Source organism: Kitasatospora acidiphila, assembly GCF_006636205.1.
Classification (GTDB): Bacteria; Actinomycetota; Actinomycetes; order Streptomycetales; family Streptomycetaceae; genus Kitasatospora; species Kitasatospora acidiphila.
In genome coordinates this window covers 7,362,006-7,383,006 of the sequence record NZ_VIGB01000003.1, presented here as the reverse complement: position 1 = coordinate 7,383,006, position 21,001 = coordinate 7,362,006, and the positions used below count along the sequence as shown (strand labels likewise).

General features: G+C 71.5%; 20 protein-coding genes and 3 pseudogenes. 7 read left to right on the top strand and 16 right to left on the bottom strand.

Translation table 11 applies throughout. The features are described 5' to 3' along the window. Positions 1-14: 14 nt before the first annotated feature. The gene (locus tag E6W39_RS34885; RefSeq protein WP_228718524.1) at positions 15-536 is read left to right on the top strand and encodes an NUDIX hydrolase; all 522 of its coding nucleotides are present in this window, start codon (positions 15-17) and stop codon (positions 534-536) included. Between the two features lie 119 nt (positions 537-655). Here E6W39_RS34885 and E6W39_RS34880 read toward each other — a convergent pair. Both E6W39_RS34880 and E6W39_RS34875 read right to left on the bottom strand, forming a co-directional pair. Then, positions 656-1,255, bottom strand: a pseudogene (locus E6W39_RS34880) (cytochrome b/b6 domain-containing protein); the annotation flags it as partial. After that, positions 1,239-1,913, bottom strand: a complete 675-nt coding sequence (locus E6W39_RS34875) for a molybdopterin-dependent oxidoreductase (protein WP_141638139.1) — start codon at positions 1,911-1,913, stop codon at positions 1,239-1,241. The pseudogene E6W39_RS34880 and the gene E6W39_RS34875, both read right to left, overlap by 17 nt. Positions 1,914-2,059: 146 nt before the next feature. Here E6W39_RS34875 and E6W39_RS34870 point away from each other — a divergent pair, with 146 nt between their 5' ends. Next, positions 2,060-2,851, top strand: a complete 792-nt coding sequence (locus tag E6W39_RS34870; protein ID WP_141636866.1) for a TetR/AcrR family transcriptional regulator — start codon at positions 2,060-2,062, stop codon at positions 2,849-2,851. Positions 2,852-2,876: 25 nt separating this feature from the next. Next, positions 2,877-4,877 carry a hypothetical protein gene (locus E6W39_RS34865; protein WP_141636865.1) on the top strand — a complete coding sequence of 667 codons (2,001 nt, stop codon included), beginning with the start codon at positions 2,877-2,879 and terminating at the stop codon, positions 4,875-4,877. A gap of 123 nt (positions 4,878-5,000) precedes the next feature. On the opposite strand, the gene E6W39_RS34860 is transcribed toward E6W39_RS34865, so the two are convergent. The 8 genes and pseudogenes from E6W39_RS34860 to E6W39_RS34825 form a co-directional block, all read right to left on the bottom strand. Next, on the bottom strand, positions 5,001-6,065 hold the full coding sequence (locus E6W39_RS34860) for a YeiH family protein (protein WP_141636864.1): 1,065 nt from the start codon (positions 6,063-6,065) through the stop codon (positions 5,001-5,003). Next, a pseudogene (locus tag E6W39_RS34855) lies at positions 6,065-6,636 on the bottom strand (cysteine dioxygenase). Before E6W39_RS34855 ends, E6W39_RS34860 begins: the two are co-directional and overlap by 1 nt. A gap of 97 nt (positions 6,637-6,733) precedes the next feature. Next, on the bottom strand, positions 6,734-7,639 hold the full coding sequence (locus tag E6W39_RS34850) for a LysR family transcriptional regulator (RefSeq protein WP_141636863.1): 906 nt from the start codon (positions 7,637-7,639) through the stop codon (positions 6,734-6,736). A gap of 61 nt (positions 7,640-7,700) precedes the next feature. Next, a complete protein-coding gene (locus E6W39_RS34845) occupies positions 7,701-8,585 on the bottom strand; it encodes an amino acid ABC transporter permease (protein ID WP_141638138.1) in 885 nt (294 codons plus the stop codon). 5 nt (positions 8,586-8,590) lie between these two features. Further along, a complete protein-coding gene (locus tag E6W39_RS34840) occupies positions 8,591-9,235 on the bottom strand; it encodes an amino acid ABC transporter permease (RefSeq protein WP_141636862.1) in 645 nt (214 codons plus the stop codon). Positions 9,236-9,247: 12 nt separating this feature from the next. Then, positions 9,248-10,143 (bottom strand): annotated as a pseudogene (locus tag E6W39_RS34835) (glutamate ABC transporter substrate-binding protein). 41 nt (positions 10,144-10,184) lie between these two features. Further along, complete coding sequence (locus E6W39_RS34830) at positions 10,185-10,913, bottom strand: amino acid ABC transporter ATP-binding protein (protein ID WP_141638137.1); 729 nt, start codon at positions 10,911-10,913, stop codon at positions 10,185-10,187. 49 nt (positions 10,914-10,962) lie between these two features. Then, entirely contained in the window at positions 10,963-11,214 is a 252-nt protein-coding gene (locus E6W39_RS34825) for a LapA family protein (protein ID WP_101379200.1), read from the bottom strand. Between the two features lie 179 nt (positions 11,215-11,393). Between E6W39_RS34825 and E6W39_RS34820 the strand changes: the two genes are divergently transcribed. After that, positions 11,394-12,248 carry an aldo/keto reductase gene (locus tag E6W39_RS34820; RefSeq protein WP_141636861.1) on the top strand — a complete coding sequence of 285 codons (855 nt, stop codon included), beginning with the start codon at positions 11,394-11,396 and terminating at the stop codon, positions 12,246-12,248. A gap of 165 nt (positions 12,249-12,413) precedes the next feature. Here E6W39_RS34820 and E6W39_RS42260 read toward each other — a convergent pair whose 3' ends face one another. After that, the gene (locus tag E6W39_RS42260) at positions 12,414-13,322 is read right to left on the bottom strand and encodes a MarR family winged helix-turn-helix transcriptional regulator (protein ID WP_228718522.1); all 909 of its coding nucleotides are present in this window, start codon (positions 13,320-13,322) and stop codon (positions 12,414-12,416) included. 338 nt (positions 13,323-13,660) lie between these two features. Here E6W39_RS42260 and fabG point away from each other — a divergent pair, with 338 nt between their 5' ends. Together fabG and E6W39_RS34805 are read left to right on the top strand one after the other, a co-directional pair. Further along, on the top strand, positions 13,661-14,428 hold the full coding sequence (gene fabG / locus E6W39_RS34810) for a 3-oxoacyl-ACP reductase FabG (protein WP_141636860.1): 768 nt from the start codon (positions 13,661-13,663) through the stop codon (positions 14,426-14,428). A 241-nt stretch (positions 14,429-14,669) separates the two neighbouring features. Beyond that, the gene (locus tag E6W39_RS34805) at positions 14,670-15,491 is read left to right on the top strand and encodes an SAM-dependent methyltransferase (RefSeq protein ID WP_141636859.1); all 822 of its coding nucleotides are present in this window, start codon (positions 14,670-14,672) and stop codon (positions 15,489-15,491) included. A gap of 3 nt (positions 15,492-15,494) precedes the next feature. Here E6W39_RS34805 and E6W39_RS34800 read toward each other — a convergent pair whose 3' ends face one another. After that, entirely contained in the window at positions 15,495-15,698 is a 204-nt protein-coding gene (locus E6W39_RS34800) for a hypothetical protein (protein WP_141636858.1), read from the bottom strand. A gap of 81 nt (positions 15,699-15,779) precedes the next feature. Continuing rightward, entirely contained in the window at positions 15,780-16,028 is a 249-nt protein-coding gene (locus E6W39_RS34795) for a hypothetical protein (RefSeq protein WP_101379205.1), read from the bottom strand. A gap of 130 nt (positions 16,029-16,158) precedes the next feature. Between E6W39_RS34795 and E6W39_RS34790 the strand changes: the two genes are divergently transcribed. Next, positions 16,159-16,434, top strand: a complete 276-nt coding sequence (locus E6W39_RS34790; protein WP_141636857.1) for a DUF6343 family protein — start codon at positions 16,159-16,161, stop codon at positions 16,432-16,434. Positions 16,435-16,437: 3 nt separating this feature from the next. Here the strand turns inward: E6W39_RS34790 and E6W39_RS34785 are convergent, their stop codons facing one another. From E6W39_RS34785 to ispG, 3 genes are all read right to left on the bottom strand, one after another. Continuing rightward, complete coding sequence (locus E6W39_RS34785) at positions 16,438-17,838, bottom strand: aspartate aminotransferase family protein (RefSeq protein WP_181799583.1); 1,401 nt, start codon at positions 17,836-17,838, stop codon at positions 16,438-16,440. Further along, positions 17,828-19,750 (bottom strand): 1-deoxy-D-xylulose-5-phosphate synthase, encoded by a 1,923-nt coding sequence (gene dxs / locus E6W39_RS34780; protein WP_141636856.1) that lies wholly within the window; start codon positions 19,748-19,750, stop codon positions 17,828-17,830. The genes E6W39_RS34785 and dxs overlap by 11 nt, the downstream gene beginning before the upstream one ends. 78 nt (positions 19,751-19,828) lie before the next feature. Then, positions 19,829-20,989 (bottom strand): flavodoxin-dependent (E)-4-hydroxy-3-methylbut-2-enyl-diphosphate synthase, encoded by a 1,161-nt coding sequence (ispG, locus tag E6W39_RS34775; protein ID WP_141636855.1) that lies wholly within the window; start codon positions 20,987-20,989, stop codon positions 19,829-19,831. Positions 20,990-21,001 lie beyond the last annotated feature (12 nt).

The window sequence follows — 21,001 nt, the reverse complement described above, 5'->3', positions numbered from 1 at the left end:
CTAGTCTGATGGCCATGAGCGACCCGACTGAAGAACTAGTGGACGTAGTGGACGAGCAGGACCGGGTGATCGACACGGTGACCCGCGGCGAGGTCTACCGGCGCCGGCTCACCCACCGCTGCGCCGCGGTGCTGGTCCGCGACGCCGAGGGGCGGGTGTTCACGCACCGCCGGGCGCCGTGGAAGCTCTACGGGCCCGGGACGTACGACGTCTTCGTCGGCGGGGTGGTCGGGGCCGGCGAGAGCTACGCGGACGCGGCCGTCCGGGAGGCCGAGGAGGAGCTCGGCGTGACCGGGATCACCGTCGAGCCGGCCTTCAAGTTCCTGTTCGAGCAGGACGGCTTCGGCTGGTTCTGCGACATGTACACCGCGACCTGGACCGGCCCGGTAACCCCGCAGCAGAGCGAGATCGACTGGCACGGCTGGCTCACCGAGGAGGAGATCGCCGAGCGGCTGGCCGCGGGCGAGTGGCAGTTCGTCCCGGACGGGCTGGAGGCCTGGCACCGCTATCTGGAGCTGCGCGGCGAGCTCGGCTGACCGCCACCGGCAGGCCGACCGTCGCCGGGCGGCTGAGCCCCGTCAGCCGCCGGTTCCTCGTCGGCCTGCTGTTCCTCGTCGGCCAGGTGGTCTTCGTCGGCCTGCTGTTCGTCGTCGGCCGGCTCCCAGCGCGGGTGCTCCCGGGTGGCCCACCGCCGGTCCACGCTGCCGGTGCGCATCCCGCGCCGGGCCTCCGGATCCTGCAGCGCCATCCAGAGGTGCCCCAGCACCACCACGCCGACCGCCAGCGCCAGCCAGTCGTGCACGAAGGTCGCGCCGGTGCGCCAGGCCAGCGGCGCCAGGCCGGTGAACCACATCAGCAGCCCGGTGCCGAGCATCACCACCACCGCGCCGGCGATCCAACCCGCGTAGAGCTTCTGCCCGGCGTTGAACTTGCCGGCCGGCCGGTGGTAGCTGCGCCAGAGCACCGCCCTCAGCCACTCCCGGTCGTACGGCGCGAACCGGTTGAGCCGGCCCAGATCGCGGCGCAGCGCCCGGGAGGCCAGGCCCAGCAGCAGCGGCACCGGCAGCAGCAGGCCCGCCCACTCGTGCACGGTCGTCACCAGTCGGCGGCGGCCCACCAGGACGGCCAGCTGCGGCAGGTAGAGGCAGGCGGCGGTGGCGATGCAGAGCAGCATCAGCGCCGAGGTGCAGCGGTGCACCCAGCGCTCGGCCCGGGTGAACCGGGCCAGTCGGGTGGCGTCAGCTGGTGGGCGCATCGTCCCGCCCGTTCGACTTCCCGACCCAGGCATCGACGTCATAGCCGTTCTGCTCCCAGTAGCCCCGCTGCACGGTGGGCGTGACGGTGATCCCGCTCAGCCACTTCGCCGACTTGTAGAAGTACATCGGCGCCACATAGAGCCGCACCGGGCCGCCGTGGTCGTGGCTCACCGGTTGGTCCTGCATCTTCAGCGCGACCAGCACGTCGTCCCGGCGGGCCTGGTCCAGCGTGAGGCTCTCCGTGTAGCTGCCGTCGAAGCAGCTGAAGTGCACCGCGGTGGCGCCCGAGCGCACCCCGGCGGCGTCCAGCAGGTCGGCCAGCCGCACCCCCTCGAACGGGGTCGCCGGCACCCGCCAGCCGGTCACGCACTGCACGTCGTGCACGATCCGGTGCTGCGGCAGCGCCTGCAGGTCGGCCAGGCCGTAGCCGGCCGGGCGGTCGACCAGGCCGCCGACGGTCAACCGGTAGTCGGCCGCCGCCACCGGCTTCACCGGGCCGGTCACCGAGTAGTAGCGGAAACCGCCCGCGTTGGGCAGCAGACCGGTCAGGCCGGTCGGGTCCTGCCGCGAGAGGCCGGAGAGCAGCGAGTCCAGCGAGTTGGAGAGCGCCGGCCCGGCGGCCACCCCGGCGGCGCCCAGCGCGATCACGCCGAGCATCAGCCGGCGGCCCACCGGCGTGCCGCGGGACTCAGGGTTGTCGTTCACGGCATCGATTGTCGCCACCGCGGTGGGCGTCCGAACAGGGCCGGGGGCGCCACGTCACACTTTCGTCAGCTTCTGACCGGCCGGATAGGCTGGCGCGCATGGCTTCTCGTACGCCCGCCGCAGCCGCCGCGCAGACACCGAAACCGCAGCCGCGGCGCCGGCTCAGCGTGGACGAGCGGCGCGAGCAGCTGATCGCCGTCGCCCTGGAGCTGTTCAGCATCCGGCCGCCGGAGGAGGTGTCGATCGACGACATCGCCGCCGCCGCGGGCGCCTCCCGGCCGCTGGTCTACCACTACTTCCCCGGCAAGCAGGCGATCTACGAGGAGTCGCTGCGCCGGGCCGGGCAGGAGCTGGCCGGGCGCTTCGAGGAGGCGCCGACCGGCCCGCTCTCCGAGCGGCTGGCCCGGGTGATGGCGCGTTACCTGGACTTCGTCGCCTCGCACGGCCCCGGCTTCGCGGCGCTGCTGCGCGGTGGCTCGGTGGCGGCCAGCCCCGGCACCAACGCCGTGATCGACGACGTCCGGCAGGCCGCGCACGACCAGATCCTGCGGCACCTGGCGCTGCCCGACCCCAGCCCGCAACTCCGGCTGACCGTGCGCGCCTGGATCGCCCGGGCCGAGATCACCGCCCTCGAGTGGCTCGCCGACAAGCAGCGCGAACCACGCGAACTGGTCGGCGAACGGCTGGTGCAGGACTTCGTGGCCGGCCTGGTGGTGACCGCCGCCCGCGAGCCGGCGCTGGGCCCGGCCCTGGCCGGCTACCTCGCCGCCGAACGCCCGGACACCCCGACCGCCGCCCTGCTCCGCGACCTGGCCGGCCTGCTCCAGGTTCCGGGCCTGGCCGAGACCCTGGGCGCGCTGGCGGCCGACTCCGACGGCGAGGCCGAATGACCCCCGAGCCGTCTGATACAACAGCTTGGAGCACTACGGCGAGCACGATCGGGGGCTGCGGACCATGACGCAGGACGCCTACGGAGGCGGGACGGCGACGGCTGACACAGTAGGGGCGACGGGAGCGGCGGCGATCGCCGCCGGCACACCTGCCGAACTCATCTCCGCCACCCTGGACTCATTCACGGATGCGCTGCTCGGCGCCGGCGCGGTCCGGCAGCAGGCCGCCGCGCTGGAGGCCGGCACGCCGCGCGGGGCGCTCTTCGACACCTGGCTCACGCTGCGCGGGCCCGGCCGGCTGGCGCTGCCCGGCGTCGGCACGGTGGTCTCCTGCGCCACCGCACCGGCCACCGCCGGCGCGAGCGGCACCGCCGCGCTGCTGCTCGACCACTACGGCGCCGGGCCGGTGCGCGGTGAAGCGGGCAGCCTGTCGGCCGCCGCGTTCCAACTGCCGGTCAGCGCCGAGCCGTCGGCCGCCCGGCTGCGGCCGCCGTTCGCCGCCCCGCTCGCCGAACTCGCCTCCGGGCAGCACACCTTGACCCCCACCGAGCTGGCCGCCGGCACCGGGGTGGAGGTGCGGCTGCTGGTGCCGCCGGCCTTCCACGCGCTGAGCGTGCGCGGTGACGACGCAGCGCTGGCCGAGCAACTCGCCGAGGTGGCAGAGGAGTTGTTCGCTGCTGACGGCCCGTCGGCGTGGCGGGACTGGGCGGTGCTCAACGCCGTGCTGGCCGACGACAGCGCAGCCGCCGGGGTGCGGTACGCCGGGGTGGCAGCCGTGGAGATCGACGGCCGGCCCAGCAACGCCTCGCTGGTGGTCTCGCTGCAGCCGAACGTGACGCCGATCGCCGAGCTGGCCGCCGAACTCGCCACCGCCCGGCCGCAGGCCGAGGTGTGGACGGTGATCCTGCCGTCCGGGCCCGCGGTGGTGCTGGTCCAGGGGCGGACCGGGGCGGTGCCCGCCACGCTGGCCGCGGACGGCGCCCGCCACTGGCTGGTCTCCTCGGTGGCGCAGGCCTTCCTGCCGCTGCCCGACGGGGCGTCGCTGCTCACCGTCCAGTTGGGCACGGCGCACGGCGAGGACTGGGAGCGCTATGCCGCCCTCTTCGCCCGGGTACTGCGGAGCATCGAGCTCGGCTGGGACGGCGTGGACGGGCGGGCGGCGGCGGCCGCGCGGCTGGGCACGGGGGGATCGACGGTCGCGCCGCTGGCGGTGCCGGACGCAGCGGTAGTGACGGCTGCCGGCAACCCGCCTGCCGCCGCGCCGCCGACCCCGCTTCCCGCGCCCACCGCACCCACCGCACCCACCCCGCCTCCCGCGCCGGTGGTGCCACCCATGCCGACGCTGCCGCCGAACACGCCGTCTGCCGCTGAGCCGGCTGCCGCTGCTCCGGTGGAGCCCGTCGCTGCCGAGCCGGTAGCGGTGGAGCCGGTCGCTGCGCAGCCGAAGGAGCCCGTGCCCGTGCCCGCCGCGCCCGTAGCCGCCGAGCCGGTGCCCGAACCGGAGCCGGAGCCCAAGCCGGTGCCGCTCGACCCGTTCGGCACGGTGATGGCCAACCAGCCCGCCGACCCCTTCGGCACGGTCACCCGCGGCACGGCGGCGCCCACCAAGAGTGCCGCCCCCGCCGCGCCACCGGCCCCGGTCGCGCCGCCCCCGCCCGGCAAGGGCACCCCGGTGATGATCCCGCCGGACGACTTCGACCCCTTCGCCCCCCAACCCACCGAAGCCGCCACACCAGCCGAGACCACCACACCGGCCCCGGCCACCAAGGGCACCCCCGTCATGATCCCGCCCGACGACTTCGACCCCTTCGCCCCCCAACCCACCGAAGCCGCCACACCAGCCGAGACCACCACACCGGCCCCGGCCACCAAGGGCACCCCCGTCATGATCCCGCCCGACGACTTCGACCCCTTCGCCCCCCAGACAAGCACCCCCGCCCAGGCGAGCGTCCCCACTCAGGCCGGCGCCCCCGCCCCCGCCGCCGACCCGTTCGGCACCCGCACCGCCGCCGACCCGTTCGGCTGACGCGACGAGGCTGCACGCGAAGCCGTCACATGCAGCCGACACCCGAAGCCGGCAGACGCAAACGGCGCGGGCTCCGCACCCGGGTCCACCACCCGCCGCGAAGCCCGCGCCCGCCGTCCGGAGTCAGCCGACCGTCAACAGCACCCCCGCGTACGACACCCCGGCCACCATCACCCAGGACGCCAGCCCCAGCGCCGCCATCCGCCCGCCGGTGCGCACCAGCGTCCGCAGGTTCACCGCCGCGCCCAGGCCGAACAGCGCGGCCGCCAGCACCAGCTGCTGCACCTGGTCGGCGTCGTCGAGCAGCGCGCTCGGCAGCACCCCGGTGCTGCGCAGCAGGATCATCGCCAGGAAGCCGGCCACGAACAGCGGCAGCACCGGCGGCCGCTTCCCGCCCGCTCCCGGCTCGGTGCGCCGCGCCAGCCACCCGCGCCGCGTCGCCACGCCCAGGCCGGCCACCAGCGGGGCCAGCAGGGCCACCCGCATCAGCTTGACCAGCACGGCCTGGCGCAGCGCTGTCGGCCCCGCGGTCTGCGCGGTGGCGACCACCTGGCCGACGTCGTGCACGCTCGCGCCGACCCAGCGGCCGAAGCCGACCGAGTCGAGGCCGAGCGGGGCGTGCAGCACCGGCAGCACTGCGATCGCCAGCGTGCCGCACAGGGTCACCAGCGCCACCGAGCCGGCGATGTCCTCCTCCTCGCTGCCCGTCACCTGGCTGACCGCGCCGATCGCCGAGGCACCGCAGATCGAGTAGCCGGTGGCGACCAGCAGCGGCTGGTCGCCGGGCAGGCCGAGGCGGCGGCCCAGCCACCAGGTGCCGGCGAAGGTGGCTGCGACCACGGTGAGCACCAGGGCGACGGTGGCCCAGCCGAGCCCGGCCACGTCGGACAGGCTCAGCTTGAGGCCCAGCAGCACCACGCCGACCCGCATCAGCCGCTTGGCGGCGACGCCCAGTCCGACCTTGGCCGCGCCCTGCACCAGCTGGCGACTGCCCGGCAGCTGCGCGGCCACGATGCCGAGCACCACCGAGGCGGTGAGCATCGGCACCGCCGGGACCGCGTCGTGCACCAGGATGGCCGCGGTCACGCCGAGGGCGGCCAGCAGCAGCCCGGGCAGTGCGGCCGGTGGGCGGCGGCGCAGGCCGGACAGGGAGGCCGCCGGGTGCGGCTGGGTACGAGTGAAGCTCATCAGTCCTGTTCGCCCGCCAGACTCGGGTACATCCGGCGGACGCTGCTGCCGAGGCGCCGGACGTCGGCGCCGTAGATGTGGATGGAAATGGCCAGGTCGCTGCCCGCGTTGCGGACCCGGTGGATGTCGCCGGGCGGGGTGAAGGCGCTCACCGAGCCGACGTCGCTGACCAGCTCCTCGGCGGGCAGCAGCTGCGCGCAGGACCCGTCCGGCACCAGCCGGTAGCGGCGCTCGGTCTCCCGGCCCTGGTGCACGCCGGCCACGCCCCAGCAGACGTGGTCGTGTATGCCGGTGCGCTGCCCGGGCAGCCAGACCAGCGCGATCACCGAGAAGCTGCCGTCCTCCTCAGTGTGCAGCAGGTGCTGCCGGTAGCGCTCGGGGTCGGGCTCGCACTGGGCGGCGGTCAGCAGGTCCGGCCGGCCGAGTCGCTCGCGCAGCCGCTCGCCGACCAGGTAGGCCGTGAGGTCGGGGCCAGGCCTCGGGCCACCACGGCCCGGGTGTCGGCGATCAGGGCCTGTGCCTCGGGGGTGAGCTGCCCGCTGTCGGGGCGCTCCGTGGTAGTCGTCGTCATGGCGAGCAGGGTGCGTCGTGCGGGGGTGGCGCGTCCAAGGAGCGCAAGTTGGCGGTTGCCTAACTGCGCTTATGGATCCTCGGAAACCAACGCACCGTCAGCAACCGACCCGGCTGGCCCCGGCCCTCTGAAGTTCCGCCAGCACCACCGCGGTGGCGGGCAGCGGCAGGTGCCCGCGCAGTACGAAGGCGCTGACCTGGCGGCGCACATGGGGCTCCAGGGCCCGGCCGGTGACCTTGCGGTGGCAGAGGAAGGAGAGCACCAGGGAGGGCGCCACGGCCAGGCCGACCCCGGCGGCGACCAGGCTCTGCAGCGCCAGGTTGTCGTCGGTGGTGAAGACGATGTCCGGCTCGAAGCCCTGGTCGGCGCAGATGTGCAGGAAGTTGGCGCGGCAGCGCGGACAGCCGGCCACCCAGCGGGCCTGGGCGAGCTCGGCCAGCCGGACGGCGTGCCGACGGGCCAGCGGATGGCCGACCGGCAGCAGCACGGTGAGCAGATCCTCCATCAGCGGCACCTCGACCACGTCCGGGGGCAGTTCGGTGCGGATCCCCGGGTAGCTGAAGGAGAGGGCGATGTCGCACTCGCCGGCCAGCAGGCGGTTGACCGACTCCGGCGGCTCGGCCTCCTGGAGTTCGACCCGCACATCTGGGTGCTCGGCGATCAGCCGGGCCATCGCCTCGGGGATCAGGGTGGCGTTGGCGCTGGGAAAGGCGCAGACTCGGACCCGGCCGGCCCGCAACCGGGCCAGTGCCTGGAGCTGCTGGGCGGCGGCGCCGAGGTTGCCGAGGATCACTTCGGCGTGCCGGGCCAGGGTCTGGCCGGCCTCGGTGAGCTTCATCCGGCGGCCGTCCCGGGTGAACAGCGGCACCCCGGCCTCCCGCTCCAGCGCGCGGATCTGCTGGGTCACAGCGGGCTGGGTGTAGCCGAGCGCACGGGCCGCGGCGGTGAACGAGCCGCTACTCACGACCTCGTGGAAGGTCCGGATGTGCCGGGAGTCAAGCATGCCCAATCATAAGCAGAATTTTGGGCTATCGGATCTGCCCCAAGAACAGCTGATTAGATGATCAGACCTGACCCACCGGGTGTTCCCCCACCTCAGGGGGCGAACCCATAGGCACCCCCGCCGGGGCCACCGCCGGGCCGCCCCGCAGTCGAACACTGCGTCGCCCCCGTCGTTCGACCGCGTACGCCGACCAGGAGAGCAGCAGGCACATGCCGATGTAGACCGGGGCGATCACCATCACCACCGGAATGAACGGCAGGTCGTAGTCGAGGTTGGTGGCGATCAACTTGCCGGCGTGCAGGAACTCCTCATAGGTGATCAGAAACCCCAGCGAGGTGTCCTTGAGGGCCACCACCAGCTGGCTGATGATGCTCGGCAGCATCGCCCGGTTGGCCTGCGGCACCAGCACGTGCCGCATCACCTGGGTCTTGCGCATGCCCAGCGCGTAGGCCGCCTCCCGCTGCCCGCGCGGCACCGCCAGGATGCCGGCCCGGAACACCTCGGCCAGCACCGAACCGTTGTAGAGGGTCAGCCCGGCCACCAGCGCCCAGAGCGGCTGCACCTTCATCGCCACGAAGATGAAGAAGATCATCACCAGCAGCGGCATGGCCCGGAAGAACTCCACCACCAGGGTGCTGAACCGGCGCACCGGCCGGTGCTCGGAGAGCCGGCCGGCCGCGAACAGCACCCCGAATGCCAGCGCGAACGCCGCCGCCAGCCCGAACGCCTTCAGGGTGTTGAGCAACCCGTGCCAGAGCAGCCGCTGAATTCCCTTGTACTGGAAGGGATTCCACTTGGTGTAGCTGAACTGGCCGGTGTCGACCAGCTCATAGCCCACCCAGGAGAGCAGCCCGGCGATCCCGACCAGCGCCAGCAGGCTGTAGAGCCGGTGCCGGCCGCGGGTCTTCGGCCCGGGGATGTCGTAGAGCGCGCTGGCCGCCGCCAGGGAGGTCACCGGGACACCGCCAGTCGTCGTTCCAGCAGGTTGAAGACGACACTGATCGCCAGCGTGATGACCAGGTAGCCGACCGCGATCCAGACGAAGGTCCAGATGATGCTGTAGCCCAGCTCGTTGATGGGCCGATAGGTGCCGAGCAGCTCGACCACGCTGAACGACCCGGCGATCGCGGAGTTCTTGGCCAGCGCGATCAGCAGGCTGCCGACCGGGGCCACCACCGCGCGGGCCGCCTGCGGCAGCACCACCAGGGACAGCGTCTGGCCGAAGGTCATGCCCAGGCTGCGGGCCGCCTCGCCCTGGCCGACCGGCACGGTGTTGATGCCCGAGCGCAGCGCCTCGCAGATGAACGCCGAGGTGTAGCAGCCGAGGGCGAGCACCGCGAAGGTGAAGAACGGGAAGGAGATGCCGAATCTCGGCAGCCCCAGCACCACGATGAAGAACAGCAGGGTGAGCGGGGTGTTGCGCAGCAGGGTCACCCAGACCAGGCCGAAGCCCCGCAGCGCCGGGACCGGGGAGACCCGGAAGCCGGCGATCAGCACGCCGAGGGCCAGTGCCAGGGCCGCGCTCACCGCCGTCAGCTCCAGGGTGCCGATGAAACCGTGCCAGTAGATGGACCAGTTGGCGGTCAGGACGTTCATGGGCGCCGCTCCTCAGTACCGCTGGATCGCGGGCGGGGTGGGGGCCGGCACACCGGACAGGCCCAGGGTGGCGTCGTAGGCCTTCTTCCAGTCGCCGTTCTGCTCGTGCTGCGCGATCGCGTCGTTCAGCAGGTTGCGCAGCACCGTGTCGCCGCGCGGGCTGCCGATGCCGTAGGGCTCGGTGGAGAAGGGCTGGCCGACCAGCTTCAGCTCGTCCGGCGCCTTGGCGGCGTACCCCTGCAGGATGGCGTTGTCGGTGGTGACGGCGTCCACCTGGCCGGTGATCAGATTGTCGACGCAGGCGGAGTAGGTGTCGTAGCCGACCAACTTGGCCTTCGGGTAGTGCTGCTGGATCCGCTGGTAGGGGTGGAGCCGGCCGCCGAGCAGACCGTCCGGCCGGCCAGGTCCTGCGGCCCGTTGATCCCGCTCTCGTGCTTGCGCACCAGCAGGCCCTGCCCCGCGACGAAGTACGGCCCGGCGAACCCGACCAGCTTCTTGCGGTTGTCGTTGATGGTGTAGGTGCCGACGTAGTAGTCGACCTGGCCGTTCTGCAGCGAGGTCTCCCGGTTGGCCGAGGCGATGGTCTTGAACTGCACCTGGTCGCCGCGAAAGCCCAGCGAGGCGGCGGCCATCTTGGCGATCTCGATGTCGAAGCCGGAGTAGACGCCGCTGGCCGGGTCCTTCTCGCCCAGGTAGGGCTGGTCCTCCTTGGCGCCGACCACCAGGTGGCCGCGGGCCCTGGCGGCGGCCAGGGTGGGTGAGCCGGCGGTGCCGACCGCGGCGGCGACCGGGTAGCTGGGCAGCGAACCGGGCTTGGGCCCCTTGGTCGGCGGGGTGCCGTCCTTGCCGCAGGCGGTCAGCGGGGCAGCCAGCAGCAGCGCGGCGACCGGGAGCAGCAGACGGCGCACGGTGACCGGGAGCAGCAGCAGACGGCGCACCTGTCGCCCCCTCAGTGCTTGAGGATCTTGGAGAGGAAGTCGCGGGCCCGCTCGCTCTCCGGGCGGGCGAAGAACTCCTCGGGAGCCCGGTCCTCGACGATCCGGCCGTCCGCCATGAAGACCACCCGGTTGGCGGAGGCCCGGGCGAAGCCCATCTCATGGGTGACCACCACCATGGTCATCCCCTCCGCGGCCAGCGAGCGCATCACGTCCAGCACTTCGGTGATCATCTCCGGGTCGAGCGCGGAGGTGGGCTCGTCGAAGAGCAGCGCCTTGGGATCCATCGCCAACGCCCGGGCGATCGCCACCCGCTGCTGCTGGCCGCCGGAGAGCTGGGCCGGGTACTTGTCGGCGTGCGCCAGCAGGCCGACCCGCTCCAGCAGCACCCGGCCCCGGGTCTCGGCCTCGTCCTTCGCCCGCTTGCGGACCTTCAGCTGGGCCAGCGTCACGTTCTCCAGCACCGTCTTGTGGGCGAACAGGTTGAAGGACTGGAAGACCATGCCGACCTCGGCTCGCAACCGGGCCAGCCCCTTGCCCTCGGCCGGCAGCGGCCGGCCGTCGATGGTGATGGTGCCGCTCTCGATCGGCTCCAGCCGGTTGATCGCCCGGCACAGCGTGGACTTGCCGGAGCCGGACGGGCCGATGACCACCACCACCTCGCCGCGGCCCACCGTGAGGTCGATGTCCTGCAGCACGTGCAGTTCACCGAAATGCTTGTTGACCCCGCTGAGTTCGATCAGCGGGGTGAACGGTGCGCTGGTCACCCGGCCCCCTCCCCTCGTCCGGCCCCTACCGGTTCTCGCGCCGCCCCTTGAGCACCCAGCCGAGCACGCCGCCGATCAGCAGCGTCGCGGCGAGCGCGATCCACAGTGGCGCGGTCACCGTGAAGAACCAGAACTGGATCTTCACCCTCTCAAGGTTGGCCAGCAGGAACCAGAGCGCCAGCAGGGCCGTCACCACACCGACCACGATGCTGGTCGGGACGCCCGCGATGTCGCTCTTCTTCCTGCCGTCGAACTGACGGCCCGGATTCCTCGTCACACCGCAAGTCTGCGCCCTGGTGCCACGAAGATCGACCGAAGCACCACCCCGTCCCTCGTTCGGAGGACGCCGACTCACCTGGACGGGTGACCCGCAGTCCGGTACCCGGGAACATCACGGCCATCTCATTGGTTCACTGAACGAAACCACCGAACCAGGACGAGAGGCGCGAAACCTTCGTGAGCAGCATCCCCGGCATCACCCTGAACAACGGCGTGGTCATCCCGCAGCTCGGCTTCGGCGTCTGGCAGGTTCCGGACGAGGAGGCGGCCGCCGCGGTGCGCACCGCGATCGAGGCCGGCTACCGCAGCATCGACACCGCCGCGATCTACGAGAACGAGGCCGGCACCGGCGAGGGCATCCGGCAGGCCGGCGTCCCCCGCGAGGAGCTGTTCCTCACCACCAAGCTGTGGAACAGCGGCACCCGCGACTGGTCGGGCCAGGCCGGGCGGGACGCCGTGCTGCGCGAGTTCGACGCCTCGCTGGCCCGGCTCGGCACCGACTACCTCGACCTGTACCTGATCCACTGGCCGCGCCCGATGCACGGCAGCTACGGCAACGTCTGGGCCGCCTTCGAGGAGCTGCTCGCCAGCGGGCGGACCAAGGCGATCGGCGTCTCCAACTTCGGCCAGGCCGAGCTCACCCACCTGTTCGAGACCACCTCGGTGGTCCCGGCGATCAACCAGGTGGAGCTGCACCCGCACTTCCCGCAGCGCGAGCTGCGTGCCTTCCACGCCGAGCACGGCATCACCACCGAGGCCTGGAGCCCGCTGGGCCAGGGCGGTGCGCTGCTCGCCGAGCCGGTGCTCGCCAAGATCGCCGCCAAGCACGGCCGCACGGTCGCCCAGGTGGTGCTGCGCTGGCACCTGCAGCACGACATCGTCGCGATCCCGAAGTCCGTCACGCCGTCCCGGATCCGGGAGAACTTCGACGTCACCGGCTTCGAGCTGGACGCCGAGGACCTCGCCGCGATCGACGGCAGCGCCACCGGCAAGCGGCTCGGCCCGGACCCGTCCGGCTTCGACTGGAACTGACGGTGCCGCCCGCCGAGTTGAGCACCCCTCGGCGGGCACGGCCGTTCGCCTCACTGGGATGACTGTTCGCCAACCAGTGAAAAATCGTATGAGCGCCCCGAGCAACAAGGGGCGCTCATACGTGTGTCGGCCAGTACCCCTCATGGTCACTGGGCTGACGAATCGTTACACCAGCGGCGCGAGCCTGGCCGCCTTCGTCAGCAGCACCAGCACCCGCTGGCGCTCCAGTTGGTCGAGCGGTTCGAGCAGCTGCCGCTCGACCTGCGCCACCCCGGCCGCGGCGCTGTGCAACAGCTCCTGACCGGTGGGCGAGAGCGAGAGCAGATTGCGCCGTCCATCCGAAGGGTCGCGCCGGCGCAGCACCAGACCGCGGCGGACCAGTCGCGAGACCATCTCGGCCATCGTCGCCTTGTCCAGCGAGGCGAGCTCGCCGACCGTGCGCTGGTCGGCGCCCGGCTCGGTCTCCAGGGCGTCCAGCACCGCGAACTGAGGTGCCGTCAGCTCCGAACCGACGTACTCCGACCAGAGCTTGGTGTGAACCTGCTGGCCAACCCGGATCAGGTACCCGACCGCACGCTGGGCATCCAGCAGCGGACGGGTGTCCGTCAACGAGGCGACGGCGGCCGGCTCCAGCCGGGCTATCTTGGCCAGCACCCTTACCAGTTCGAGCTGTTCCTCACCCGACAGCGGTTCGAACAGCATGCGTTGCACCCGCACCACGCCGCCGGTGGCCTCTCGGACCGCCTGGGCGCCGTTCTGCGAGAGCGCGAGCAGTTTGCGCCGGCCGTCCGCCGGATCGCGACGGCGCAGCACCAGGCCACGCCGTACCAGCCGAGCGACCATCTCGGCCATCGTCGCCTTGTCCAGCGAGGCCCGCTCCCCCACCGTGCGCTGGTCGGCGCCCGGTTCGAGAGCGAGGGCAAGCAGGACCGCGAACTGAGGAGCCGTCAGTTCGGCTCCCACGTGTTCGGACCACAGCCGGGTGTGCACCTGCTGGGCCACGCGGATGAGGTGCCCGGGCGACTGCTGCAGTCTGCCGGGCACGCGGGTCGTCGGGATCTCCCCCAGCACCATGAATCCGTCCTGATGTCACACCCGGCGTGCTGTGGGACACCCGGGCGGGGCAGTAGCGGCGCGCTGGCCTCCCCCAAGCGAATCGCCATCAACCGCAGTGATGTCGACCCTTTTCGAGGGGAGCTCCGCCGTGCAGCCGACGGCTGCTGGCGCACACTATACAAACGGAGGCCGCAATGCGGCAGGCAGGGGCGGATAGTAGACGGATGTTCGGTGTACTTGTCGTAATTCGTCCCACGCCAAGGAGTTGAGCATTCAACCGGCGGGCGCTCTTCTCCGCTCTACTACTCGCCGGTAGGGTAACTGCACCCCGAATCGAGTAGAGACGAGTACTCCGAATGACCGAGCAGACCAGCACGCACAGGGTCGCCGTCGTCACCGGTGCCGCCCGCGGCATCGGTGCCGCCACCGCGCTCCGGCTCGCCGCCGACGGCTTCGCCGTCGCGGTCGTCGACCTGGAGGAGAGCGCGGGCAAGGAGACCGTCGACAAGATCGTCGCGGCCGGCGGCCGGGCCCTCGCGGTGGGTGCGGACGTGTCGGACGAGGCCCAGGTCGCGGCGGCCGTGGAGCGGATCGCGACCGAGCTCGGCGCCCCGGTGGTGCTGGTCAACAACGCCGGTGTGCTGCGCGACAACCTGCTGTTCAAGATGTCCCAGTCGGACTGGGACACCGTCATGAACGTGCACCTGCGCGGCGCCTTCCTGATGACCCGCGCGGTGCAGAAGCACATGGTGGACGCCCACTTCGGGCGGATCGTCAACCTCTCGTCCTCGTCCGCCCAGGGCAACCGCGGCCAGGCCAACTACTCGGCGGCCAAGGCCGGTCTGCAGGGCTTCACCAAGACCCTGGCGATCGAGCTGGGCAAGTTCGGCATCACCGCCAACGCGGTGGCCCCGGGCTTCATCGCCACCGACATGACGGCCGCCACCGCGGCCCGGGTCGGCATGGAGTTCGAGGCCTTCAAGGAGGCCGCCGCCACCCAGATCCCGGTGCAGCGGGTGGGTGTTCCGGAGGACATCGCCCACACCATCTCGTTCCTGGTGAGCGAGGGCGCCGGTTTCGTCAGCGGCCAGGTGATTTACGTCGCGGGCGGCCCGCTCGACTAGTCCGTCCTGCGTAGCGACCCTGGTCACGATGCCGATCCGGTGACCAGGGTCGTGTCAGTTGTTGACGTTTTACGGCTCGCTCCCAGGCAGTCAACGGGAATTGCGAGTGAATTCTCATGGTGGTCGTCATGGTTACCGTCCGCCGAAAATCTGACGGACCGTCGGACAGCTGATCGCCCACTGTCTATGCTGCTCCCACATCACCGATGAGGGCGGGAGCGACGATGGCTGACAACACCAGCTGGATGGCACAGGACTGGCCCAGGAGCCCCCGCCGGCCACCGACCTGCGACCGGAGATTCCGCACCCGGCCCGGATCTACGACTACTTCCTGGGCGGCAAGGACAACTTCCCGGCCGACCGCGCCGCCGCCGAGCAGATCATCGCGATCGCCCCGGGCATCCCGGAGGCCGCCAAGGCCAACCGGGCGTTCCTGCAGCGCGCCGTGCGCTTCGTCGCCGAGCAGGGCGTCGACCAGTTCCTGGACATCGGCACCGGCATCCCGACCGAGGGCAACACCCATGAGGTGGCGCAGCAGGTCGACCCGCAGGTCCGGGTGGTCTACGTGGACAACGACCCGATCGTGCTCGCGCACGCCCGGGCCCTGATGGCCGGCCCCTCGCACGGCCGGACGCTGGCCCTGCAGGCCGACCTGCGCGACCCGGCCGCGATCCTCGCCGACCAGCAGGTGCGCGAGGCGCTGGACTTCGACCGGCCGATCGCGCTGATGCTGATCGCGGTGCTGCACTTCATAGACGAGGAGCAGGATCCGTACGGGATCGTGAAGACGCTGCTGGACGCGCTGGCCCCGGGCAGCTTCCTGATCATGTCGCACGGCACCGGCGACTTCGGCGACCCGGCCCAGACGGAGGCCGGGAAGGAGGTCTACCGCAGGGCGGCCGCCCAGGCCACCCCGCGCCCCCGCGCGCAGATCGAGCGGTTCCTGGAGGGCCTGGAGCTGGTCGAGCCCGGCCTGGTGGTCATCCCCCAGTGGCGTCCGGAATCCGCCGGGGCGGCCGATGTGTGGGCACCGGGTTATGCCGTGGTGGCCAGGAAGCGGTAGCCGCTAGAACTGCCGCAGCGCCCGCAGCCGGGCGGCCTCCGCGACCATGGCGGCCCGCTCGGCGCGGCGCCGCCTGCGCGCCGCGTCCGCCCCCAGCGGCTCCACCACGTGGAAGCAGGCCCCGCAGACATAGCCGCCTTCCGGACCCTCGCTGACCGGCGTACCGCATGAGGCGCAGTACCGGAAGTAAGTGTCGGTGACGACCATGGGCGACCTCGCATCGGATACGAAGAGTACGTCCACGGTAGCGGTTTGACCGTACATCAGAAAGGGCGAACTGACGGACGATCAAGCGTCGGCCGAGTGGCTTCCAGTGATCGTTCCGGTGCCGTCGCAGGTCCGGCAGGGCTCCTCCCGGTAGGCCTGCTTGCTGCCGTCGGCGGAGACCCGGTAGCGGGTGTACGTTCCGGTGCCGCTGCACAGGAAGCAGTTGCCGCCGCCGTCCCGCTCGGTGGTCCCGGTGCCCTTGCAAGTCCGGCACTGCAGGCCGGCCAGTCGGCCGGTCCCGGTGCAGATGGTGCACACCGCGATGCTCACGCCGCTCCTCCGCTCCTCGCCCCCGGTCTGCCCCGACCGCGGCCCGTTCGCCTCGGCTCATGAGGTTACTCCGGATTAGCCTGGAGTTGTCCGGGCACTGCCTTGCCAGAGACGGACGGAGGTGCGCACCATGCGCTACGCGACCACCCCGCGCCGCTGGCGCAGCGGAACCGAGCCCCGGTTCGCGCGCAGCGACCTGAAGCTGCGGTTCCTGCTGTCGGTGATCTTCACCCCGTTCTTCGCCCTGATGACGGCCACTTTCGCGATCTTCGCGGCACTGGCGAAGCCGACCGGAGTGCCCTCTCAGGGAACCCTGGTCGGCTTCGCGGTGGTCAGCTTCGTGCTCACGCTGTTCGCCGCCGTGGACCTCTACGTGGTGATCCGCCGGCGCCGGGTGGAGCTGTAGCGGTCAGCGGTTGGCGACCGCCTGCTTCACCAGGGTCTTGCCGAAGTCCCACATCAGGCCGCTGCCGCGGTGCGCGTCGTCCATCACGTCGCAGAACGCGTCCAGGAAGCGGTCCACCTCGGCCTCGGTGATGATCAGCGGCGGGATCAGCTTGATCACCTCCTGGAGGTCTCCGGAGACCTGGGTGAGGATCCGGTGCCGCTGCAGCAGCGGGACCACCACCATCTGGGCGAACAGGCCCTTCCGGGCGGCCTGCAGCGCCGTCCACCCGGTACGCAGCTTGAGCGACTTCGGCCGGCCGAACTCGATGCCGATCATCAGCCCGCGCCCGCGCACGTCGGCGAGCAGCTCGTACTTCTCGGTGAGCGCGGCCAGCCGGGAGCGGAACACCTCGCCGACCACCCGGGCGTTCTCCACCACCTTCTCGTCCTGGATCACCTGCAGGGTGGCCAGGCCGGCGGCCATCGCCTGGTTGTTCGACCCGAAGCTGGCCGAGTGCACCAGCACCCGGTCCATCGAGGAGTACACCTTCTCGAAGATCCAGTTCTTGCCGAGGGTGGCGCCGATCGGCACATAGCCGCCGGAGAGCGCCTTGGCCGCGCAGACCAGGTCGGGCTGCACGCCCTCCTCGGCCTGGTAGGCGAAGAAGGTGCCGGTGCGGCCGATCCCGGTCTGCACCTCGTCGCAGATCAGCAGCGCCTTGTTCTCGTGCAGCAGCTCCTGGGCGGCCCGCAGCCAGCCGGGCGGGGCCTGGTGCACCCCCTTGCCCTGGATCGGCTCGACGATCAGCGCCGCCACGTCGCCGCGGCGCAGCTCCCGCTGGAGCGCGCCCAGGTCGCCCAGCGGGATCGCGGTGTCCGGCAGCAGCGGGCCGAAGCCCTTCTTGAACCCGCCCTCGCCGTTGATCGACAGCGAGCCAGTGGTCAGGCCGTGGAAGGCGTGGTCGGCGTAGAGGATCCGGCCCCGCCCGGTGGCGTAGCGGGCGAACTTGATCGCCGTCTCCACCGCCTCGGTGCCGCTGTTGCCGAAGAACACCCGGTCCAGGCCGGGGGCGAAGCCCAGCAGCTTCTCGGCCAGCAGTCCGGGCAATGGCGGGCAGTCGAACCGGGTCAGGTCCGGCAGGTCGAGGTCCATCACCTGCTGGACGGCGTCGCGCACCACGGGGTGGTGGCGGCCCAGCGCGAAGATGCCGAAACCGGCCAGCATGTCGAGGTACTCGTTGCCCTCGGCGTCGTAGAAGAACGGACCGGCGGCGCGGTCGTAGGTCTTGTCGAAGCCGATGGTGTGCAGCATCCGCGGCAGCTGCGGATTGAGGTACCGGGCGTGCAGCTCGTACCGCTCATCGCCGCGCTCGGCGAGCAGGGCGGCGAGGTCCAGGGCGTTGGTCGGGCGGTCAGCTGGCACGGGGTTCGTTCACTCCTCGTTCGGGCAGCAGGTGCTTGGCGTAGGCGGCGGCCTGGGCGGCGATGCCGGTACCGGTCAGGCCCGCCTCCTCCATGATCTCGCCGCGGCCGGCGTGGTCCAGGAACTCCTGGCGCAGGCCGAGGTCTCGCAGCGGGGTGTCCACCTCGGCGTCGCGCAGCGCCTGGGCGATGGCAGCGCCGACCCCGCCGGTGCGGCCGTTGTCCTCGACGGTCACCACCAGCGTGTGCTGGGCGGCGAGCCGGATCAGCGCCGGGTCGACCGGCTTGACCCAGCGCGGGTCGACCACGGTGGTGGCGAACCCGTCGGCGGTGAGCAGGGCGGCGGCGTCCAGGCAGGCGCCGGCCATCGCGCCGACCGAGACCAGCAGGATCTGCTGGCCCGCTCGGCCCGGCACCCGGGTGCGCTGCAGCACGTCCACGCCGCCGACCCGCTCGACGGCCGGCACCGGCGGGCCGACCTCGCCCTTGGGGAAGCGCAGCACGGTGGGCGCGTCCTCGACCTCCAGGGCCTCGTGCAGCTGGGTGCGCAGCTGCTCGGCGTCGCGCGGGGCGGCCAGCCGCAGGCCCGGCACCACTTGAAGCACCGACAGGTCCCACATGCCGTTGTGCGAGGCGCCGTCATTGCCGGTGACCCCGGCCCGGTCGAGCACGAAGGTGACGCCGAGCTTGTGCAGCGCGACGTCCATCAGCACCTGGTCGAAGGCCCGGTTGAGGAAGGTCGCGTAGACCGCGACCACCGGGTGCAGCCCGGCGGTGGCCAGGCCGGCCGCACTGGTCACGGCGTGCTGCTCGGCGATCCCGACGTCGAAGATGCGCTTCGGGAAGGCCTTGGCGAACGGCGCCAGGCCCACCGGTTGCAGCATCGCCGCGGTGATCGCCACCACGTCCGGCCGCTGGGCGCCGACCTCGAGCATCTCCTCGCTGAACACCGAGGTCCAGGAGGTGCCGCCGGAGGGCGAGATGGGCAGGCAGGTGTACGGGTCCATGGCGTTGACCGCGTGGAACCGGTCGGCCTCGTCCTGCTCGGCGGGCCGGTAGCCGCGGCCCTTGACGGTCAGGCAGTGCACGATCACCGGGCCGCCGAAGCCGCGGGCCCGGCGCAGTGCGGACTCCACCGCGCCGATGTCGTGGCCGTCGATCGGCCCGACGTACTTCAGGCCGAGGTCCTCGAACATGCCCTGCGGCGCGAAGGAGTCCTTGAAGCCCTTCTTGGCGCCGTGCAGCGCCTCGAAGATCGGCTGGCCGACCACCGGGGTGCGCTGCAGCGCCTCCTTGCCCCAGGCGAGGAAGCGCTCGTAGCCCTGGGTGGTGCGCAGGGTGGCGAGGTGGTTGGCCAGGCCGCCGATGGTCTTGGCGTAGGACCGCTCGTTGTCGTTGACCACGATGACCAGCGGGCGGTCCTGGGCCTCGGCGATGTTGTTGAGCGCCTCCCAGGCCAGGCCGCCGGTGAGCGCGCCGTCGCCGATCACGGCAACGGTCTGGCGGTCCGTGCGGCCCTGGATCTGGTGGGCCTTGGCGATGCCGTCGGCGTAGCTGAGCACCGTGGACGCGTGCGAGTTCTCGATCACGTCGTGCTCGGACTCGGCGCGGGACGGGTAGCCGGACAGACCGCCCCTGGCCCGCAGCCGGCTGAAGTCCTGGCGGCCGGTCAGCAGCTTGTGGACGTAGGACTGGTGTCCGGTGTCGAAGAGGATCCGGTCGTTCGGCGAGTCGAAGACCCGGTGCAGGGCGATGGTCAGCTCGACGACGCCCAGGTTGGGGCCGAGATGGCCGCCGGTCTTGGAGACCGCCTCGATCAGGAAGTCCCGGATCTCCTGGGCCAGCTCGGGCAGCCGGTTGGCCGGCAGCCGCTTGAGATCGGCCGGTCCGTGGACAGCGGACAGCAGTGACATGACTCCACCTTTCGGCTCTGTGCGCTCAGGTGTGTACGAGGTTGCCGGGGGCCGGTCGGACCACCGGAGTTGCTGGGATCAGCCTGCGGTGATGACCGCGGGCACGCCTGCTGGTCCGCCCTGGGCCTGGTGCTGCTCGGCGAGCAGCAGGGCCTCTTCGATCAGGGTTTCGACGATCTTGGACTCCGGCACGGTCTTGATGACCTCGCCCTTGACGAAGATCTGGCCCTTGCCGTTGCCCGACGCCACACCCAGGTCCGCCTCCCGGGCCTCCCCCGGACCGTTCACCACACACCCCATCACCGCGACGCGGAGCGGCACCTCCATGCCCTCCAGGCCCGCGGTGACCTCCTCCGCCAGCTTGTAGACGTCCACCTGCGCCCGCCCGCAGGACGGACACGAGACGATCTCCAGACCGCGCTGACGCAGGTTCAACGACTCCAGGATCTGGATGCCGACCTTGACCTCCTCCACCGGCGGAGCCGACAGCGAGACCCGGATCGTGTCCCCGATCCCCTCCGACAGCAGCGCACCGAACGCCACCGCCGACTTGATCGTGCCCTGGAACGCCGGCCCGGCCTCCGTCACACCCAGGTGCAGCGGATAGTCGCACGCCGCCGCCAGCTGCCGGTACGCATTGATCATCACCACCGGATCGTTGTGCTTCACCGAGATCTTGATGTCCCGGAAGCCGTGCTCCTCGAACAGCGAGCACTCCCACAGCGCCGACTCCACCAGCGCCTCCGGAGTCGCCTTGCCGTACTTCTCCAGCAGCCGCTTGTCCAGCGAACCCGCGTTGACGCCGATCCGGATCGGGGTGCCCGCCTCGGACGCCGCCTTCGCGATCTCACCGACCTTGTCGTCGAACGCCTTGATGTTGCCCGGATTCACCCGGACCGCCGCACACCCCGCCTCGATCGCCGCGAACACGTACTTCGGCTGGAAGTGGATGTCCGCGATCACCGGGATCTGCGACTTCTTCGCGATCATCGGCAGCGCGTCCGCGTCGTCCTGGGACGGCACCGCCACCCGCACGATCTGACAGCCCGAGGCGGTCAGCTGCGCGATCTGCTGCAGCGTCGCATTGACGTCGGCGGTCAGCGTGGTGGTCATCGACTGCACCGACACCGGCGCGTCACCACCCACCGGCACATTGCCCACCATGATCTGCCGGGACACCCGGCGAGTGGCGAGCGGCTTCAGCGGCAGAGACGGAATGCCGAGCGAGATCGCGGTCATGGGTTCGACTCA

Excerpts from the sequence above, each read along its gene's own strand:
- E6W39_RS34875 (WP_141638139.1), bottom strand. The coding sequence starts at position 1,913 with ATGCTCGGCGTGATCGCGCTGGGCGCCGCCGGGGTGGCCGCCGGGCCG.
- E6W39_RS34885 (WP_228718524.1), top strand. The coding sequence starts at position 15 with ATGAGCGACCCGACTGAAGAACTAGTGGACGTAGTGGACGAGCAGGAC.
- E6W39_RS34850 (WP_141636863.1), bottom strand. The coding sequence starts at position 7,639 with ATGCTTGACTCCCGGCACATCCGGACCTTCCACGAGGTCGTGAGTAGC.
- E6W39_RS34860 (WP_141636864.1), bottom strand. The coding sequence starts at position 6,065 with ATGAGCTTCACTCGTACCCAGCCGCACCCGGCGGCCTCCCTGTCCGGC.
- E6W39_RS34800 (WP_141636858.1), bottom strand. The coding sequence starts at position 15,698 with ATGGTCGTCACCGACACTTACTTCCGGTACTGCGCCTCATGCGGTACG.
- E6W39_RS34840 (WP_141636862.1), bottom strand. The coding sequence starts at position 9,235 with ATGAACGTCCTGACCGCCAACTGGTCCATCTACTGGCACGGTTTCATC.
- E6W39_RS34790 (WP_141636857.1), top strand. The coding sequence starts at position 16,159 with ATGCGCTACGCGACCACCCCGCGCCGCTGGCGCAGCGGAACCGAGCCC.
- dxs (WP_141636856.1), bottom strand. The coding sequence starts at position 19,750 with ATGTCACTGCTGTCCGCTGTCCACGGACCGGCCGATCTCAAGCGGCTG.
- E6W39_RS34870 (WP_141636866.1), top strand. The coding sequence starts at position 2,060 with ATGGCTTCTCGTACGCCCGCCGCAGCCGCCGCGCAGACACCGAAACCG.
- fabG (WP_141636860.1), top strand. The coding sequence starts at position 13,661 with ATGACCGAGCAGACCAGCACGCACAGGGTCGCCGTCGTCACCGGTGCC.
- ispG (WP_141636855.1), bottom strand. The coding sequence starts at position 20,989 with ATGACCGCGATCTCGCTCGGCATTCCGTCTCTGCCGCTGAAGCCGCTC.
- E6W39_RS42260 (WP_228718522.1), bottom strand. The coding sequence starts at position 13,322 with ATGGTGCTGGGGGAGATCCCGACGACCCGCGTGCCCGGCAGACTGCAG.